Below are 18,011 nucleotides of genomic sequence, written 5' to 3'. Positions count from 1 at the left end.
CGCATTGCCGGTACTTGCCATGTCCATGATGCATCGTTCTTCAGGCCTTTTGCGCTTTCTGGCTGTGCTGCTGCTATGGATAGCGCAACAACCGGCGCATGCAGACCTGTGGGCCTTTGTGGACGAACGCGGCGTGACCCACTTCGCCGCAGAGCAGACGGATGCGCGTTACCAGCTGTTCTTTCGCGGCACGCAATTCGATTCATCGAGCGATGGGCCGCAGGGTGCGGTGCGGCCTGTGCCGGGGGCGCTGCCCGCGGCCAGTGCGCGTTTGCTGGCGTTTTTTGACATCTCGCCCGACTACCAGCGCGTGAGGCACCACCTGCGCGCATCGGCCAGCCACCAGGGGGTGGACTATGAATTGCTGCAGGCCCTGATTGCCACCGAATCGGGGTTTGACGCCGGCGCCGTCTCGCCCAAGGGCGCCATTGGCCTGATGCAGGTGATGCCGGCCACGGCGGGACGCTTCGGCGTGGCGGCGGACGCCCGCCGGACCGTGGCGCAGAAACTCGTCGACCCGGCCGTGAATGTGTCTGCCGGCACCCGTTATCTGCGCTACCTGCTCGATCTGTTTCCCGGCCGCATGGACCTGGCCCTGGCCGCCTACAACGCGGGCGAGGGCGCGGTGAAAAAGGCGGGCAACCAGATTCCGGCCTTCAAGGAAACCCAGAACTATGTGCGCACCGTGCTTGGCCTGTATGCCCAGCTCAAGCCGCCAACGACCGTGCTGGCCCAGCGCGCTGCTCCGGGCCGCGTGCGCATGGAGCTCCCGGGCGGCGCCGTGGGCCGGGACAAGCTTCCAGACACGCGTGACTTCGCACCAGAACGTGATTGAACCGAACCCGAACGAATGAGCGATCAACCCACTCTCGATTTCACCACCGCTGGCGACGGGGGTGACTCCCTGGATCTGGCGGGCTATGCCCAGCGCGCCTATCTGGAATATGCGTTGTCCGTCGTCAAGGGCCGCGCGCTGCCCGATGTGTGCGACGGCCTCAAGCCCGTGCAGCGGCGCATCCTGTACTCGATGGACCGCATGGGCCTGGGCTACAGCGGCCCCACGCGCAGCACGGCGGCCAAGCCCGTCAAGAGTGCCCGCGTGGTGGGCGATGTGCTGGGGCGCTTTCACCCCCATGGCGACCAGTCGGCCTACGACGCACTGGTGCGCATGGCGCAGGACTTTGCCCAGCGCTACCCGCTGATCGACGGCCAGGGCAACTTCGGCAGCCGCGACGGGGATGGCGCCGCCGCCATGCGCTACACCGAGGCGCGCCTGTCGCGCATCACCAGCCTGCTGCTTGACGAGATCGACGAAGGCACCGTGGATTTCATGCCCAACTACGACGGCAGCACGGAAGAACCCCGCCAGCTGCCCGCGCGTCTGCCGTTCGCGCTGCTCAATGGCGCCAGCGGCATCGCCGTGGGCCTGGCCACCGAGATCCCGAGCCACAACCTGCGCGAGATTGCCGACGCCTGCATCGCGCTCATCAAGACGCCTTCGCTCAGCCAGGAAGAGCTGCTGGCCCTGGTGCCCGGGCCCGACTACCCGGGCGGCGGCCAGATCATCAGCAGCGCGGGCGACATTGCCGACGCCTACCGCACGGGCCGCGGCAGCCTCAAGGTGCGGGCGCGCTGGAAGATCGAAGAACTGGCCCGTGGCCAATGGCAGTTGGTAGTCAATGAGCTGCCGCCCGGCGTGAGCACGCAGCGCGTGCTCGAAGAGATCGAGGAAATCACCAACCCCAAGGTCAAGGCGGGCAAGAAGGCACTGAGCCAGGACCAGACGCAGCTCAAGGCCAGCATGCTGGCCGTGCTGGACGTGGTGCGCGACGAATCCAGCAAGGATGCCCCCGTGCGCCTGGTGTTCGAGCCCAAGACGGGCAAGACGCCGCAGCAGGAGCTGATCACCGCATTGCTGGCCCACACCAGCCTGGAGACCTCGGCCCCCATCAACCTCACCATGGTGGGGCTCGATGGCAAGCCGGTGCAGAAGTCGCTGCGCGTGATGCTGGAGGAGTGGATTGCGTTCCGCCAGACCACCATCACCCGCCGCAGCCAGCACCGGCTGGCCAAGGTGCTGGACCGCATCCACATCCTCGAAGGGCGGCAGACCGTGCTGCTCAACATCGACGAGGTGATCGCCATCATCCGCGCGGCCGAGGAACCCAAGGCCGCGCTGATCGCGCGCTTCAGCCTGAGCGACCGGCAGGCCGAGGACATTCTCGAAATCCGCCTGCGCCAGCTGGCGCGCCTCGAAGCCATCAAGATCGAGCAGGAGCTGAAAGAACTGCGCGAAAGCCAGGGCAAGCTCGAAGACATTCTGAACAACCCCGGCTCGCTGCGCCGCACCATGGCCAAGGAGATCGAGCAGGATGCCAAGACCTTTGCCGATGCGCGCCGCACACTCATCCAGGCCGAGAAGAAGGCCGTGGCCGAAGTCAAGGTGGTGGACGAGCCGGTGACGGTGGTCGTCTCGCAAAAGGGCTGGGTGCGTGCCCGCAACGGCCATGGCCACGAGGCGGCCAGCTTTGCCTTCAAGGCGGGTGACGGGCTCTACGCCACGTTCGAATGCCGCACCGTGGACCCGCTCATCGTGTTTGGCAGCAATGGCCGCGTCTATTCGGTGCCGGTGGCGCAACTGCCCGGCGGGCGAGGTGACGGGCAGCCTGTGACCACCCTGATCGAGCTGGAATCGGGTACGCAGCTGCTGCATTACTTCGCCGGCCCGGCCAGCGCCACCTTGCTGTTGTCGAATTCGGGTGGCTATGGCTTTCTGGCCAGTGTGGAAAACCTGGTGTCGCGCCAGAAGGGTGGCAAGTCCTTCATGACCCTGGGTGATGGCGAGAGCGTGTGCCCTCCTTCCCATGCGGCGGGCAGCACCGGGGGACAGCCGCTGCCCGCCGCCACGCATGTGGCCTGCGCCTCGGCGGGGGGGCGTATCCTGACGTTCGAGATCAGCGAACTCAAGACCATGGCCAACGGTGGCCGCGGCCTGGTGCTGATCGACCTGGAGCCCAAAGACCAGCTGGCGGGGGCTGCCGCTTACACGCGCAGCATCCGCATCGAGGGTGTGGGGCGGGGCGGCAAGGCGCGGGAAGAAACGCTGGAAATCCGCTCGCTCAACAATGCCCGCGCCGCACGGGGGCGCAAGGGCAAGGTCGCAGATTTAGGCTTCAAGCCCGCATCCGTGACGCGCGTCGAATAGTGGCTGTGCGCCGGCTTTTTCGCCGGAATGGGACGCCCAACGGGAGCGCTCGGGGGTTGCAGAAAAACAAAAGCGCGGGTTCCGGCACCCTGCAGGCAGCGGCGGTCGCCATGGAGCCGTTCACCAGCACCGTCCAGCAAAGTGCCAGCAGCGCCCATCAGGCGAGCAGCCTGGCGGCGGCTCCTGGCGGCTGATACGGTTTTGCCTTCAAACGTAAACGATAGTTGGTTCGCCTTGCCGTGCTAGAGCACTGTCTGCGGCTTCCCGCCTAGTTATCCGCTTGAATGCGAGACCGTATGAGTGCCTTTTGGCGCGGACTGATCACAGTACGCTCCGTCTTTCAGGCCAGTTCGGCGATCAATTCGATTTCCACACACGCTCCCATGGGAATCTGCGCCACGCCAAAGGCGCTGCGGGCGTGCACCCCTTTTTCACCAAAGACCTGGCCCAGCAGCTCACTGGCGCCATTGGTCACCAGGTGCTGTTCGGTGAAGTCGCCGGTGGAGTTGACCAGGCTCATCACCTTCACGATGCGCTGGACGCGGTTGAGGTCCCCCCCGCAGGCTGCGTGCAGCGTGCCCATCAGGTCGATCGCCACGGCCCGGGCGGCGGCCTTGCCTTCTTCGGTGGTGATGTCGCGGCCAAACTGGGCGGCCCAGGGCTTGCCGTCCTTGCGTGCGATATGGCCGCTCAGGAACACCAGGTTGCCGGTCTGCACATAAGGCACATAGGCGGCCGCAGGCACCGACACGGGGGGCAGGGTGATCTGGAGTTCTTTCAGCTTGTCGTAAACGCTCATGGTTTTCCTCGGAGGGGTGAAGGGAAAGTCCGGTCAGGCGTGCAATAGAGTGCGGCGCCTGGATTTCGGTGCAGAGGGCGCCAGTGTTGCACAAGCCTGCGCGAAAACCGCCCATTTCTGCGATGGAAGGTGGGTTTAGCATGTGCCCATGCCACCCATTGCGCCCTGCGCCATCCGTCCTGCTGCGCCCCATCCGCCAGAGGAGAGTTTCGCGCGGAGCGCTTGGCGCTTGCCGGCGTGCTTGCTGGGGATGCTGGTGGGTGCGGCGCTGCAGTTGCAGCAGCCCCTGCTCTGGAATGGGCGGGCCTATGGGGTGATGCTGGCCCTGGCGGTTGTGGCGTGGCTCCTCAGTGGCTCGCACAGGGTATTGCGGGTGGCGTATCGCCTGGCTGCCGGGCGGCGCGTGGCCCGGTGGTGGGCCTTGGGCTTTGCGGCCTGTGCGGGGGCACTGGCCTTGTTTGCGCTGTGTGGGCTGCGTGCCGGTGCCTATGCGTCCCATGCGCTGGCACCGGGGCTGGAGGGGCGCGACCTGCGCGTGACCGGCGTGGTCGCCACCATGCCGCAGGTGAATGAAGCGGGTGTGCGCCTGCGCCTGGAGATCGAGTCTGCCTTGTGGCAAGGCACGGTGGTGAAGCTGCCGCCGTTGGTGGATGTGTCGTGGTACGGCGAGCCGGCGCAGGGGTGGGCGCAGCCTGCCGATGCAGGGCGGCAGCCGCCACCACTGCGGGCCGGCGAGCGCTGGGAAATGACGGTGCGTCTGAAAGCCCCCCACGGTGCGCGCAACCCCCATGGGTTCGACTTCGAACTCTGGATGTGGGAGCAGGGCGTGCAGGCCACGGGCTATGTGCGCACCGGCGCGAAGGATGTGCCGCCGGTGCGGCTGGGCAGCACCTGGCGGCACCCTGTCGAGCGCGCGCGCCAGGCCGTGCGGGACGCCATCGTGACCCGCCTCGCCGGCCATGCCGCTGCTGGCGACGAGGGCCCAGGGCGTGTTGCGGGAGTGGTGGCAGCGTTGGTCACGGGCGACCAGCGCGCGATTGACCGTGCCGATTGGGATGTGTTCCGCGCCACCGGCGTGGCGCACCTGATGAGTATTTCGGGCCTGCACATCACCCTGTTTGCCTGGCTGGCGGCACTGGTGGTGCGGTGGCTGTGGTGCCGTGTGCCGCGCTGGTGCCTGGCGCTGCCGGCGCCCTCTGCGGCGCTGCTGGCGGGTGTCCTGCTGGCCGCTGGCTATGCGCTCTTCAGTGGCTGGGGCGTGCCCGCGCAGCGCACCGTGCTGATGCTGGCCACCATTGCCGCGCTGCGCCTGAGCGGGCGCCGCTGGCCTTGGCCGCAGGTGTGGCTGCTGGCCTGCGCTGTGGTGGTTGTGGCGGACCCTTGGGCGCTGTGGCAGGCGGGATTCTGGCTGAGTTTTGTCGCTGTGGCGGTGCTTTTTGCGACGGATCCGATAGCCGGTGGCGATGATGGTACGGGCGCTAGAGCCCATTTCTATGCACTTTTGAGAGAGCAGTGGGTCGTCACGCTGGCACTGACGCCGCTCACACTGCTGCTGTTTGGCCAGGTGTCGCTGGTGGGGTTTGCGGCCAACTTGCTGGCCATTCCGTGGGTCACGCTGGTGGTGACTCCGTTGGCGCTCGCGGGCGTCTTGTGGGCGCCGCTGTGGAGCCTGGCCGCGTGGGCGGTTCAGCCCCTGGCTGTTTTCCTGCAATGGCTGGCGGCCTGGCCTTTTGCGGTAGCGTTTGTGCCGATGGCGCCGCTGTGGGCGGGCGTGGCGGCCGTGATGGGCGGCGCCGTGCTGGCCATGCGCCTGCCCTGGGCGGTGCGCGCGCTGGCGCTGCCGCTGCTGGTGCCCGCGTTGTGGTGGCAACCGGCGCGGCCTGCGCCGGGCGAGTTTGAGGTGCTCGCGACCGATATCGGCCAGGGCAATGCCGTGCTGGTGCGCACCGCCACCCATGCGCTGCTGTACGACGCCGGCCCCCGCTTCAGCCGTGAAAGCGACGCGGGCCACAGGGTGCTGGTGCCGCTGCTGCGCGCTTTAGGCGAGCGGGTGGACCTGCTCATGCTGAGCCACCGCGATTCCGACCACACGGGCGGCGCGGCGGCCGTGCTGGCCCAGCAACCCCAGGCCGCCGTGACGGGATCGATCGAGGCCGAGCATGGCTTGCAGGCGTTGCGCCCGGTCACGCCCTGTGTGGCGGGTCAGCGCTGGGATTGGGACGGCGTGGCCTTCGAGGTGCTGCACCCGGCGGTGGGCGACGGCGCCCGCGCCACGGGCGCCGCACGCACCAATGCTGCCAGTTGCGTGTTGCGCATCGCAACGCAGGGGCCGCAGCCCGCCGTGGCCTTGCTGGCCGGGGATATCGAGCAGGCCCAGGAGCAGGCCCTGGTGGCGGGCGCCGCACCGCTGGCCGCCGATCTGCTGCTGGTGCCGCACCATGGCAGCAAGACGTCGTCGAGCGCGCCGTTTCTGGACGCTGTCCAGCCGCGCACCGCCCTGGTGCAGGCCGGTTACCGCAACCGCTTTGGCCACCCGGCTCCCGAGGTGCTGGGGCGCTACCAGGAGCGGCAGATCCGGGTGGTGGAGTCCGCGCGCTGCGGTGCGGCCACCTGGCAGTCGCTGCAGCCCCGGCAGGTGCGCTGCGAGCGGGATACCGGGCGGCGCTACTGGCAGCACACCCTCGCACCCTGACCGGCGTCAGGCGCCGACGCCTGCGCGGGCGGTCTGGTTGCATGGTTTGTCATGGAACAGAGGTGGTGGGTGCGCAACTTGCTATCCTGGTTTCCAGGAGGCCCGCCGATGCAGAAATTCGACGAGATGTACGCCATGCTGCCCTTTGACGGCAGCGATGTGCGCGAGCACTACAAGCGCTATGGCCAATGGCTCGCGCGCCAGCCGGCAGACGCCATGCAGGCCCGGCGCGCCGAGGCCGAAATGATCTTCCGGCGCGTGGGCATCACGTTTGCGGTCTACGGCGCCAAGGACGAGAGTGGCGCGGGCAGCGAGCGGCTCATTCCGTTCGACCTGATTCCCCGCATCATTCCGGAGCATGAATGGACGCAGGTGCAGCGCGGCCTGGTGCAGCGGGTCACGGCGCTCAACCGCTTCATCCATGACCTGTACCACGGCCAGGACATCCTGCGCGCCGGCGTTGTTCCGAGCGACCTGGTGCTGAACAACGCCCAATACCGCCCCGAGATGGTGGGTGTGCAGGTGCCTCGCAACATTTATGCGCACATTGCCGGCATCGACATCGTGCGGGCCGCCGACGCCCGGGGCGATGGCGTGTACTACGTGCTCGAAGACAACCTGCGTGTGCCCTCGGGTGTCTCCTACATGCTGGAAAACCGCAAGATGATGATGCGGCTTTTTCCCGAGCTGTTCAGCGCGCATGCGGTGGCCCCGGTGGCGCATTACCCCGACCTGCTGCTCGAAACCCTGCGGGCCAGCGCCCCGCCCACGGTGGCCGCGCCCACGGTGGTGGTGCTCACGCCCGGCATGCACAACAGCGCTTATTTCGAACATGCCTTTCTGGCGCAGCAGATGGGGGTGGAACTGCTGGAGGGGCAGGACCTGGTGGTCAAGGACCGGTTTGTGTACATGCGCACCACGCGCGGCCTGCGGCGTGTGGATGTGATCTACCGGCGCGTGGACGACGATTTCCTCGATCCGCAGGTGTTTCGCCGCAACTCCACGCTGGGCTGCGCCGGCCTCATGGACGCCTACCGCGCGGGCAACGTGGGCATCTGCAATGCCGTGGGGACGGGCGTGGCCGATGACAAATCGGTCTACCCCTATGTGCCCGAAATGATCCGCTTTTACCTGGGGGAAGAGCCGATCCTGCAAAACGTGCCCACCTGGATGTGCCGCAAGCCCGACGATCTGCGGCATGTGCTGGCGCACCTGCCCGAGCTGGTGGTGAAGGAAGTGCATGGCGCCGGGGGCTACGGCATGCTCATCGGCCCAGCCGCCACGCAGGCAGAAATCACGGACTTTCGCCGCGCCCTGCTGGCCAATCCGGCGGGCTACATCGCCCAGCCCACGCTCAGCCTGTCCACCTGCCCGACCTATGTGGACAGCGGCATCGCTCCGCGCCACATCGATCTGCGCCCCTTCGTCCTCAGCGGGCGCGATGTGCAGATGGTGGCCGGCGGCCTCACGCGCGTGGCGCTGCAGGAGGGCTCGCTGGTCGTCAACTCGTCGCAAGGCGGCGGCACCAAGGACACCTGGGTACTGGGACAGGAAGGGGAGGAAACATGCTGAGCCGCACTGCCGACCACTTGTTCTGGATGTCTCGCTATACCGAGCGGGCGGAGAACACCGCCCGCATGCTCAATGTGAGCTACGAGACATCGCTGCTGCCGCAGTCCACCGCTGTTGCCCAGGAGGGCTGGCTGGGCTTGCTGTCGATCAGCGAACTGATTCCGGCCTACACCGCAAAGCATGGGGAGGTCGCCCCCGCCAAGGTGCTCGAATTCATGGTGTGCGATGGCAACAACCCGTCCTCCATCCTGTCGTGCCTGCGGGCAGCGCGCGAGAACGCGCGGGCGGTGCGCGGGGCACTCACCACGGAAGTCTGGGAAACGCAGAACCAGACCTGGCTGGAACTGGCCCGGCAGCTCGAAGGCGGCGCCTTCGAGCGCGATCCTGCGCAGTTCTTCGAGTGGGTCAAGTACCGCTCGCACCTCTCGCGCGGGGTCACGCTGGGCACCATGCTGCAGGACGAGGCCTTTCATTTCCTGCGCCTGGGCACCTTCCTGGAGAGGGCCGACAACACGGCGCGGCTGCTGGACGTGAAGTTCCATGCGGTCGAGAGCGATTTTTTCGGCCGCGCCAGCGAGCGCAACCAGGAAAAGGACTTCTACCACTGGAGCGCCATCCTGCGCAGCGTGTCCGCCTTCGAGGTGTACCGCAAGGTCTACCGCGACGTGATCACGCCGGGGCGGGTGGCCGACCTGCTGATCCTGCGCCGCGACATGCCGCGCTCGCTGCATGCCAGCCTGCGCGAGGTGGTGGACAACCTGGCCATGGTGGCCAACGGGCAATCCGCCGAGACGCAGCGCTGTGCCGGGCGGCTGCTGGCAGACCTGCAATACGGGCGCATCGACGAAATCCTGGCCACCGGCCTGCACGCCTATCTCACGCAGTTTCTGGACCGGGTGAATGACCTGGGCGGGGGGATCAGCCGCGACTTTCTGGTGGCGGCAGCCGATTGAGGCATCCGGTTCCGCCACTCCCCAGGCGCCAGTGTTTGCGCCGGGAGCTTCAGGGGGTGTCTTGCGCGTTGCGCCGCTGCTCGCGCAGCATGAAGAGATAAAGACTCTCGACCTTGGCGCGCGCCCAGGGCGTCTTGCGCAGGAATTTCAGGCTCGATGACACGCTGGGGTCGCTTTGGAAGCAGCGCACCGGGATGCGCTCGCCCAGCCCCTGCCAGCCAAAATAGTCGGCCAGTGCCACCACCATGGCTTCCAGCGTCACGCCATGCAAGGGGTTGTGGGCCTGGGTGGGGCGCGCACCGGGAGGCGCCGCGATGTCGGCTGCGGGCTTGTCGGGGTCCGGGATGGGGAGGGGCGCTGGGGCATTCATGGCCGCAAGCATAAGGCGAATGCAGAACATGGCGCTGGCGCATGTGACGCACTGCAGCAGGGGCCCGTTCTGGAGCAATTGAGCAGCCCGGTTCGATGTCCAGGGGATGCTTGGGCGTTCCAGATATCGGGGCAGCGTGCGTGAAAATCTGCCAGACCCGGAGGGGTGATCAACCCCGCTCCCGCCGTTCCCGGTTCACGCTCAGGCGGCCGCGCGGGTTGGGGCGCACGTTGGTCATGCTGGCCTCAAGAGCGAATCATTGAGCAATCATTTCCTTCATCAATGGCGTCGCATCTTCTTCGCTCACGACCTTGATGGTCATGGGGTCGCCCCCCAGCGGAAAGGCCCACGACTTGCCAGGGCTGTAGCCCACCACCAGGTAATACGTGTTGCTCGCCTGCGCTTCCAGATGGGCGACACGCTTGCCGGACGGAAAAGGTTTGAATCGGAATTCATGCGGGCCAGGCGCGATGCTCAAACGCTTGTATGTGTTGCGCGGCAGGCTGACCAGTTCCTTTCCGTTGTCTGTGATGTCCTGGTTGCTGGCCAGCAAAGTGGGGCCGCTGATATTGAGCACCACCAGAAATGCCTCCGGCTCTTGCGCCTTCACAACAGGTGGCTCCACTGTGGCAGCTATATCTTCTGCCCATGTCACGCCGATTCCAGCGAACACGATCCATAAGCCCACAACCGTTCTGCGCAATAAAGCCATCATGTCGTTTTCTTTCACGGTAGCCATACGCTGCCAGCATACTGGCGACCATGGGCCATGTGAAGTCTATCGATGTGGTGGCTGGGCGCATCACCGATGTGCTCAAGACCCACCGGTTCAACAGCCATGAAGCCGTGGTATCAGGAGCCCCCGGACCTGTTCCACAGGCGACCATATGATCGTCCGGGAGGCGCCCCTATTCAACAAGAATAGTCCAATGGGCAGGCCGCGTCAGAAATCCACGCTGGCGCTGATCGACAACGTGCGCGGCGCACCCACCACCAGGTAGCCCTGGCCGGGGTAGCCACCGGCGGACGCCCAGTAGTTGCGGTTGGTCAGGTTGTCGATGCGGGCACGCAGCGTGACGAGGCGGCCTTGCACTTCGGTGAGGTAGCGGGCGCCCACGTCCAGGCGGTTCCAGCCGGACACGCGCAGGGTGTTGGTGGCGTTGGCATAGCTGGCGCCGGTGTGCACCACGCGGCCGTCCAGGGCCAGGCCGGGCGCGCCGGGTACATCCCATTCGGCGCCCAGGTTGGCTTGCAGCTTGGGCACGCCGATCACGCGCTTGCCATCGGTCGTGGCCGAGCCGGTGGTCTGCTGCTTGGCGTCCAGCCAGGTCAGGCCGCCCAGCAGCCGCAGGCCCTTGGTGGCCTCGCCCTGCACGGCCAGCTCCAGGCCCTGGTGGCGGTCTTTGCCGTTGGTGCCAAAGACGTTGTTGCTGTCCAGGTAGGCGCGGGGCTTGTCGGTGCTGAAGAAGGCCAGGCTGCCGCCCACGCGGCCGCCGTCGTATTTCACGCCCACTTCCTTTTGCCTGGAGACGTAGGGTGCCAGCATGTCACCCCGGTTGGCGGCGGTGCTGGGCGCGGTTTGCCCCTGGCTCAGGCCCTCGACGTAGTTGGCGTAAAGCGACACGCTCTTGTCCAGCTTGAACACGCCAGCCAGCAGCGGGCTGGTGCGGCTTTGCTCGTAGCGGTCGGTGAGTGCGGCGGTGCCATAGGCGTAGTTGCCGATGTCGATCTTCTGGTGGCGCAGGCCGGCCGTGAGCAGCAGGCGCTGGTCCATGAGCGCAAGGGTGTCGCCCACGGCAAAGCTGGTCAGGCGCGTGATGCCGGTGCGCAGCGGGTTGGACAGATCGCCGCCCCGGAAGGCGTTGGCGCTGAAGGCGGGCAGGCTGGTGGCCACGGGGCCGTACAGGTTGGTGGCCTGGGTGTTGGCGTAGTCCATGGCGTAGGCGTTTTTCTTCTCGGCGCTGAATGCCGAGGCCACCGCCACCCATTCATGCCCCACGCCGCCCGCCTGCAGATTGCCGCGCAGGCCGAGTTCACCGGTGTTCACGCTGTCCTTGCGGGTGTTATCGAAGCGGTAGGTGGTGGCGGCGCCCGTCGCGGCATTGTTGACGGTGAGGTTGGCCAGCGCGTTGGCTTCTTCGCTGCGGCGCGCACCGGCTGCGGCCCAGGCGGTCACGCTGGTGCTGATGTCCCATTCGCCGCGCAGCGTGCCGAAGGTGTCGCGCTCGTTGGAATAGCTCCAGGGCTGGGCGAAATTGGTCTGGTTGTCGGGCGCCGCGGGCACGCTGGCGACGGAGGGGCCCAGGGTCACGTTGGTGCGGGTGCGCTGGAGCTTGTGGTCCTGCCAGCCGATGTCACCCGACAGGCGCACGTCGCGGCTGCGCCAGTCCAGGCCCACGGCCAGCAGGCCGAGCCGGGCGTCTTCGTCGTTCACGGCGGTACCGCCCTGGTGCGAGGCTGCGTTCACGCGGATGCCGGTGCTGCCGTCCGGACCGAAGCGGCGAGCGATGTCGGCCGCCACCTGGGTCTGGCCGCCGCTGCCCACGCCAAAGGTCACGCGGTTCAACGGCTCATTGGGGGCACGCTTGGGCAGCAGGTTGATGCTGCCGCCAATGCCGCCACCACCGGGGCTGGCGCCGCTCAGAAACGCCGAGGCGCCCCGCAGCACTTCCACACGCTCGAACAGTTCGGTGGCGATGTACTGGCGCGGCAGCAGGCTGTACAGGCCGTTGTAGGCGGTGTCGTCCGAATCCAGGATGAAGCCGCGAATGAAGTAGGCCTCCTGGAAATTGCCAAAGCCCCGCGCCACGCGCACGGTGGGGTCGTTTTGCAGCACATCGCCCACGCTGCGGGCGTGGCGGTCCTGGAGGAGTTCGTTGGTGTAGCTGGTGATGGAGAACGGCGTCTCCATGGCGTCGCGCGTGCCCAGAACGCCCGCGCGGCCGCCGCGTGCCACCTGGCCGCCGGCGTAGGCGGGCGACAGGCCCTGGGCCGATGCGTCGGCGCTGGCGTTCACCGTGACGGTGGACAAGGTCTTGTCGTCGTTCGCGGTGGTGGTGGACGCTGTCTGGGCCTGCGCCGAGGGCAGCGCCAGCACGCACAGCATGGCGGCAGCGATGGCGGCGGGAGTCGGGGCGAAGACCGGGCGTTTGCGGGATGGCGAAGAGAGGTGGAAATTGCGCATGGTGATCAGCGGTGGGTTGAGTGAGGTGTGCAAGCGTTGTCGGCGCCGCAGCGGTGATGCGATGCAGGAGCGACCGGGGCGGGCAGGGCACGTGAACGGGGCCAGGCGTGCCAGCCCATTACGGCCACAGGCAGGCCCAGGCCCAGCCAGGACCACCAGTCGCCCCAGGTGTCGGACACCAGGGCGCTTGCAAGACCCGAGGCCGACAAGACGGCCAGGGCCAGGGGCCAACCCCACATGGCGAGAAAGGACGACTTTTTCATGCCGTGTGCTTGCCGTGGGTGAGTGCCGTGGCCACCAGGGGCTGGCCCTTGCCGGGCGGCGTGGACGGGGTCTGCGTTGCCGCAGCCGGGGCCTTGCGGCGCACCCACAGGTACAGGCCGCTGCCCAGCACCGCGATGGTGGCAATGTCCAGCAGCGCCCAGATAATCTTCATCGGCATGCCGCCGTAGTCGCCAAAGTGCAGAGGCTGCGAGACCAGCAGCGCCGTCACATACCAAGGCAATTGGGGGGCCGCGGTGACCTGCGCCGTGCGCGCATCCACCAGCACCGGCTGCAGCAGGCGCGAGGTAAGGGGCGTGTTGCCGCGCAGGAAGAACGTGTTGTGGTGCGGGCTGGAAAACGATGTGCCCGGGAACGCAATGAACGACAGCCTGGTGCCCGGCGCCTTGGCTTGTGCCGCCTCCAGCGAGTGCTGGAGCGGGCCGCGCTCGATGGCGGGCACGATGGGCTGGCCTTCATACGGCTTGAGCAATGCCGACAGCTGGTCGTGCTGCCAGTATTGGATGACCAGATCAGCCCACGTGTTGACCATGCCCGTGGCGCCCACCACCAGCGCCCATGTCAGCGTGACGATGCCCAGCAGGTTGTGCAGGTCGAGCCATTTCACACGGGTGGACCGGTGCTGCCGCACCTCGCCAAAGCGCAGCTTGCGCATGAACGGCGCATACAGCACCACGCCCGTGACGATGGCCACGAGCAGCAGCAAGCCCATCAGCCCCAGGAAGAGCTTGCCCGCCAGCCCCGCGAACAAATCCACATGCAGGCGGAACATCACATGCATGAAGCCTTCGCCCACCGGCCGCTCGGACAGCACGGCACCCGTGCGGGCGTCCACGGCGATCGACTTGAAGTCGTCGGTGGGCGCGGGCGTGGGGGTGAGGGTGACGAACCAGAGCGCATCGCCGTCCTCGGGTTGTGATGCGAACTGCACCACGCGCTGCGGGTGCAGTGCCTGTGCGGCGGCCAGCACCTGGTCGAGGCTGGCTCGCGGCGTGTTGGCGGGCATGGCCGGCGTCTCGACCTCGGTGTCCAGCAGGTGCCCGATTTCGTGGTGAAAAACCAGCGGCAGGCCCGTGAGGCACAGCAGCAGCATGAACACGGTACACACCAGGCTGGACCATTGATGGACCCAGGACCAGCGACGGATGGCGACGGGAGAAAGCATGGCGGGGCGGTTTGCGCTAACGGTTTGGCGGACACTTGCGCGAATCCCTTGCCCGCGCCTGCACGGCCCGATCGCGGGCTGGCAGGGATGCAGACCGAAGGTCCGTGGGGGCAATGGAGTGGTTCAAGCCAGGCAACCCGAAAAGTCTCGGCAGGGTGGGTGCTGGCTCCAGCCGGGGCGGCTGTGGCTTGCGGAAACCGAATTTTACGATACAAATGATAATTGATCTCATTTGTATTGTCGTGGCGTAGCAAACAAGCAACGGCCTGGCTGCGGCCGCCCGTGTTGGCGCACGAGAGGCGCCGTGGCTCGGCCCTGTTTCCGCACGGGATGCCATGGCTTGCGGGGCCTGGCGGCGTCGTTGGGTGAGGGCGCCGATAATCAGCACCCGCTTCCGCACCCGCCACGCACTGGCGGCCACCCTGTCCATCCCCCATGCCTGCCCAGCCTGCCCTTCGTGTCCTGTCCGTCATCCCGCCGATGACGCAGCTCAACACCCCGTATCCGTCCACCGCATACCTCACGGGGTTCCTGCGTTCGCGCGGGGTGGCGGCGGTGCAGGAAGACCTGGCGCTGGCTCTGGTGCTGCAACTGCTGTCGCCCGCAGGCCTGCGCGCGGTGGCGGCGCAGGTGGACGCATTGCCCGCGCCAAGGCACAGCCCTGCGGTGCAGAGCTTTGTGGCGCAGCGCGATCGCTACGTGGCCACCATCGCGCCCGCCATCGCTTTTTTGCAGGGGCGTGATTCAACCCTGGCGCACCGCATCGTGGGGCGCAACTTTTTGCCCGAGGGGCCGCGCTTTGCGTCACTGGATGTGTACGTGGATGACGAGGGCGGCGACCCGCTGGGCTGGGCCTTTGGCGCCCTGGGCCTGCACGACCGCGCCAAGCACCTGGCCACGCTGTACCTGAACGACCTGGCCGATGTGCTGCGCGATGCGGTCGACCCGCGCTTTGAATTCGTGCGCTATGCCGAGTCGCTGGCGGGCAGCCAGCCCACCTTCGAGCCGCTGGCGCAGGCGCTGGCCGCGCCGCCCAACCTGGTGGATGACACCCTGCGCGATCTGACGCTGGCTGCCGTGCAGCGCCACGCGCCCACCGTGGTGCTGCTGTCGGTGCCGTTCCCCGGCTCCGCCTATGCGGCTTTCCGCATTGCCCAGACCATCAAGGCACACCACCCGCACATCGTCACGGTGCTGGGCGGTGGCTTCGTCAATACCGAACTGCGCGAGCTGACCGAGCCGCGCGTGTTCGACCACTTCGACTACGTGACGCTGGATGCGGGCGAGCGCCCTCTGCTGGCGCTGCTGGAACATCTGCAGGGCCAGCGCGGCCGCCAGCGGCTGGTGCGCACCTTTGTGCGCGAGGTCGAGACCGGCGCGGTGCGCTACATCAACCTGCATGAACCTGACGTGGCGTTCGCCGAAGTGGGCACGCCCACCTGGGACGGCCTGCCGCTGGACCGCTACCTCTCGCTGCTCGACATGCTCAACCCCATGCACCGGCTGTGGAGCGACGGTCGCTGGAACAAGCTCACCGTGGCCCATGGCTGCTACTGGAAGAAGTGCAGCTTCTGCGACGTGAGCCTGGACTACATCGGCCGCTACGAAGGCGCCTCGGCCACCGTGCTGGCCGACCGCATCGAATCCATCGTGCGCGAAACCGGGCAGACCGGCTTTCACTTCGTGGACGAAGCGGCGCCGCCCAAGGCCCTGAAGGCGCTGGCCACCGAGCTCATCGCACGCAATGCCGGCATCTCATGGTGGGGCAATATCCGATTCGAAAAAACCTTCAGCCCCGAGCTGTGCAACCTGCTGGCCGACAGCGGCTGCATCGCCATCTCGGGCGGGCTGGAAGTGGCGTCCGATCGGCTGCTGAATCTCATGAAAAAAGGCGTGTCGGTGGACCAGGTGGCGCGCGTGACGCGGGCCTTCACCGAAGCCGGCATTCTGGTGCACGCCTACCTGATGTATGGCTTTCCCACGCAGACGGTGCAGGACACCGTGGATGCGCTGGAATACGTGCGCCAGCTGTTTGCCAATGGCTGTATTCAAAGCGGCTTTTTCCACCGCTTTGCCTGCACCGTGCACTCACCGGTGGGCCAGCACCCCGAAGACTTTGGCGTGACCCTGCAGCCGCTGCCGCCGGTGAGCTTTGCCAAGAACGACATCGGCTTTCACGACCCCACGGGCGTGGACCACGACGCCCTGGGCGGCGCGCTCAAGAAGGCTATCTACAACTACATGCACGGCATCGGGCTCGAAGAGGACGTGCGCAGCTGGTTCCCCTTCAAGGTGCCCAAGACCACCGTGCAACGCAACCGCATCGAGCGGGCACTGCGCGAGCGCCGGTGACCGGACTGCGGGCGGGTGCGCCGATCCGGCGCCCTGTCTCGGCAATGCGCTTTTTCGATAGCCGCTTGCGCCTGATCCGCAAGCGCTGTGGGCCTGCAGCACTTGAAACGCGGGGCGTGTGGGCGCACCAAGGCGTCGCATCAGCAACGCCGGCGCAGCGTCACTCCACTTCACCCATCTGCGACTGCAGGTAGTTGGGCAGGCCCACCTTGGCTATCAGGTCGATCTGGGTTTCGAGGAAGTCGATGTGTTCCTCGGTGTCGTCCAGGATCTTTTGCAGCAGGTCGCGCGAGACATAGTCGCGCACCGTTTCGCAGTGGGCGATGCCGTCCTTGATGGTGGCCTGGGCGCCTTGTTCGGCGCGCAGGTCGCAGGCCAGGATTTCGGGCACATCTTCGCCCACCTGGATCTTGGCCAGGTCCTGCAGGTTGGGCAGGCCGTCGAGTACGAAGATGCGGTCCATCAGCCAGTCGGCGTGCTTCATCTCGCCGATGGATTCGGAATATTCCTTCTTGGCCAGCTTGTCAAAACCCCAGTGCTTGAGCATGCGGTAGTGCAGAAAGTACTGGTTGATGGCCGTGAGCTCGTTCTTGAGCTGGGCCTGCAGATGGCCAATGACCTGTGTGTCGCCCTTCATGGTGGTTTCCTTGGTGGGTTGTTCCGGCAATGATTGTCGCGGCCCGGCAGCACGCGCGCAACACAAGCCCCTGCGAGGAGCGGCGGGGTGGCGAAGCAGCCTGCGGCCTTGTCATAAAATAGCAATAACCAATTGATTCAATGAATTCAATTAATTGGATTGATTTGTTTGAAAAGCCTAGACTTCAGTCCTGTTCAGTCAACCAACCACCAAGGAAGCAGCAATGTCCCTGATCAACACCCAAGTTCAGCCCTTCAAGACCGAAGCCTTTCACAACGGCAAGTTCATCACCGTGACCGAAGAGAGCCTGAAGGGCAAGTGGTCGGTCGTGATCTTCATGCCCGCCGCATTCACCTTCAACTGCCCCACCGAAGTGGAAGACGCTGCCGAGCACTACGCTGAATTCCAGAAGGCTGGCACCGAGGTGTACATCGTCACCACCGATACGCATTTCTCGCACAAGGTGTGGCACGAAACCTCGCCCGCCGTGGGCAAGGCCCAGTTCCCGCTGGTGGGCGACCCCACGCACCAGCTGACCAACGCTTTTGATGTGCACATTGCCGAAGAAGGCTTGGCGCTGCGCGGCACCTTCATCATCAACCCCGATGGCGTGATCAAGACCATGGAAGTGCATTCCAACGAAATCGCCCGCGACGTGAAGGAAACCCTGCGCAAGCTCAAGGCTGCCCAGTACACCGCCGCCCACCCCGGCGAAGTCTGCCCCGCCAAGTGGAACGAAGGCGCAAAGACCATCGCTCCATCGCTGGACCTGGTCGGCAAGATCTAAGCCACAAGACTGT

General features: G+C 66.3%; 14 protein-coding genes. 7 read left to right on the top strand and 7 right to left on the bottom strand.

What is annotated here, in order from left to right; translation table 11 throughout:
• Positions 1 to 28 precede the first annotated feature (28 nt).
• Both AC1RDS_RS02080 and parC read left to right on the top strand, forming a co-directional pair.
• Positions 29 to 835: a lytic transglycosylase domain-containing protein gene (locus AC1RDS_RS02080; RefSeq protein WP_348683662.1), complete on the top strand. Its 807-nt coding sequence runs from the start codon at positions 29 to 31 to the stop codon at positions 833 to 835.
• Between the two features lie 15 nt (positions 836 to 850).
• Positions 851 to 3,205, top strand: a complete 2,355-nt coding sequence (gene parC, locus AC1RDS_RS02075; RefSeq protein ID WP_092697042.1) for a DNA topoisomerase IV subunit A — start codon at positions 851 to 853, stop codon at positions 3,203 to 3,205.
• Between the two features lie 340 nt (positions 3,206 to 3,545).
• Here parC and AC1RDS_RS02070 read toward each other — a convergent pair whose 3' ends face one another.
• Positions 3,546 to 4,004: a RidA family protein gene (locus AC1RDS_RS02070; protein ID WP_026436342.1), complete on the bottom strand. Its 459-nt coding sequence runs from the start codon at positions 4,002 to 4,004 to the stop codon at positions 3,546 to 3,548.
• Positions 4,005 to 4,254: 250 nt separating this feature from the next.
• Here AC1RDS_RS02070 and AC1RDS_RS02065 point away from each other — a divergent pair, with 250 nt between their 5' ends.
• The 3 genes from AC1RDS_RS02065 (at position 4,255) to AC1RDS_RS02055 (ending at position 9,221) form a co-directional block, all read left to right on the top strand.
• Positions 4,255 to 6,696 carry a DNA internalization-related competence protein ComEC/Rec2 gene (locus AC1RDS_RS02065; protein ID WP_348683660.1) on the top strand — a complete coding sequence of 814 codons (2,442 nt, stop codon included), beginning with the start codon at positions 4,255 to 4,257 and terminating at the stop codon, positions 6,694 to 6,696.
• A 108-nt stretch (positions 6,697 to 6,804) separates the two neighbouring features.
• The gene (locus tag AC1RDS_RS02060; RefSeq protein WP_348683597.1) at positions 6,805 to 8,268 is read left to right on the top strand and encodes a circularly permuted type 2 ATP-grasp protein; all 1,464 of its coding nucleotides are present in this window, start codon (positions 6,805 to 6,807) and stop codon (positions 8,266 to 8,268) included.
• Positions 8,262 to 9,221, top strand: coding sequence for an alpha-E domain-containing protein (locus tag AC1RDS_RS02055; protein ID WP_348683595.1), 960 nt, complete (start codon positions 8,262 to 8,264; stop codon positions 9,219 to 9,221). Before AC1RDS_RS02060 ends, AC1RDS_RS02055 begins: the two co-directional genes overlap by 7 nt.
• A gap of 49 nt (positions 9,222 to 9,270) precedes the next feature.
• Here the strand turns inward: AC1RDS_RS02055 and AC1RDS_RS02050 are convergent, their stop codons facing one another.
• The 5 genes from AC1RDS_RS02050 to AC1RDS_RS02030 form a co-directional block, all read right to left on the bottom strand.
• A complete protein-coding gene (locus AC1RDS_RS02050; RefSeq protein ID WP_348683593.1) occupies positions 9,271 to 9,591 on the bottom strand; it encodes a VF530 family protein in 321 nt (106 codons plus the stop codon).
• 256 nt (positions 9,592 to 9,847) lie between these two features.
• The gene (locus AC1RDS_RS02045) at positions 9,848 to 10,330 is read right to left on the bottom strand and encodes a hypothetical protein (RefSeq protein WP_092697039.1); all 483 of its coding nucleotides are present in this window, start codon (positions 10,328 to 10,330) and stop codon (positions 9,848 to 9,850) included.
• Between the two features lie 204 nt (positions 10,331 to 10,534).
• Positions 10,535 to 12,775 (bottom strand): TonB-dependent receptor, encoded by a 2,241-nt coding sequence (locus tag AC1RDS_RS02040; protein WP_348683591.1) that lies wholly within the window; start codon positions 12,773 to 12,775, stop codon positions 10,535 to 10,537.
• Positions 12,776 to 12,780: 5 nt separating this feature from the next.
• A complete protein-coding gene (locus AC1RDS_RS02035) occupies positions 12,781 to 13,038 on the bottom strand; it encodes a hypothetical protein (RefSeq protein WP_348683590.1) in 258 nt (85 codons plus the stop codon).
• Positions 13,035 to 14,222, bottom strand: coding sequence for a PepSY-associated TM helix domain-containing protein (locus AC1RDS_RS02030; protein WP_348683588.1), 1,188 nt, complete (start codon positions 14,220 to 14,222; stop codon positions 13,035 to 13,037). The genes AC1RDS_RS02035 and AC1RDS_RS02030 overlap by 4 nt, the downstream gene beginning before the upstream one ends.
• Positions 14,223 to 14,657: 435 nt before the next feature.
• Here AC1RDS_RS02030 and AC1RDS_RS02025 point away from each other — a divergent pair, with 435 nt between their 5' ends.
• Positions 14,658 to 16,574 (top strand): B12-binding domain-containing radical SAM protein, encoded by a 1,917-nt coding sequence (locus AC1RDS_RS02025; protein ID WP_244273607.1) that lies wholly within the window; start codon positions 14,658 to 14,660, stop codon positions 16,572 to 16,574.
• 160 nt (positions 16,575 to 16,734) lie between these two features.
• On the opposite strand, the gene bfr is transcribed toward AC1RDS_RS02025, so the two are convergent.
• Complete coding sequence (bfr, locus tag AC1RDS_RS02020; protein ID WP_026436334.1) at positions 16,735 to 17,211, bottom strand: bacterioferritin; 477 nt, start codon at positions 17,209 to 17,211, stop codon at positions 16,735 to 16,737.
• Positions 17,212 to 17,434: 223 nt separating this feature from the next.
• On the opposite strand from bfr, the gene ahpC reads away from it, so the two are divergent.
• On the top strand, positions 17,435 to 17,998 hold the full coding sequence (gene ahpC / locus AC1RDS_RS02015; protein WP_026436333.1) for an alkyl hydroperoxide reductase subunit C: 564 nt from the start codon (positions 17,435 to 17,437) through the stop codon (positions 17,996 to 17,998).
• Positions 17,999 to 18,011 lie beyond the last annotated feature (13 nt).

The organism is Acidovorax sp. GW823-FHT02H02, from assembly GCF_058797075.1.
Note: the sequence above shows the minus strand (reverse complement) of the source record. Positions and strands in the feature narration are given on the sequence as shown.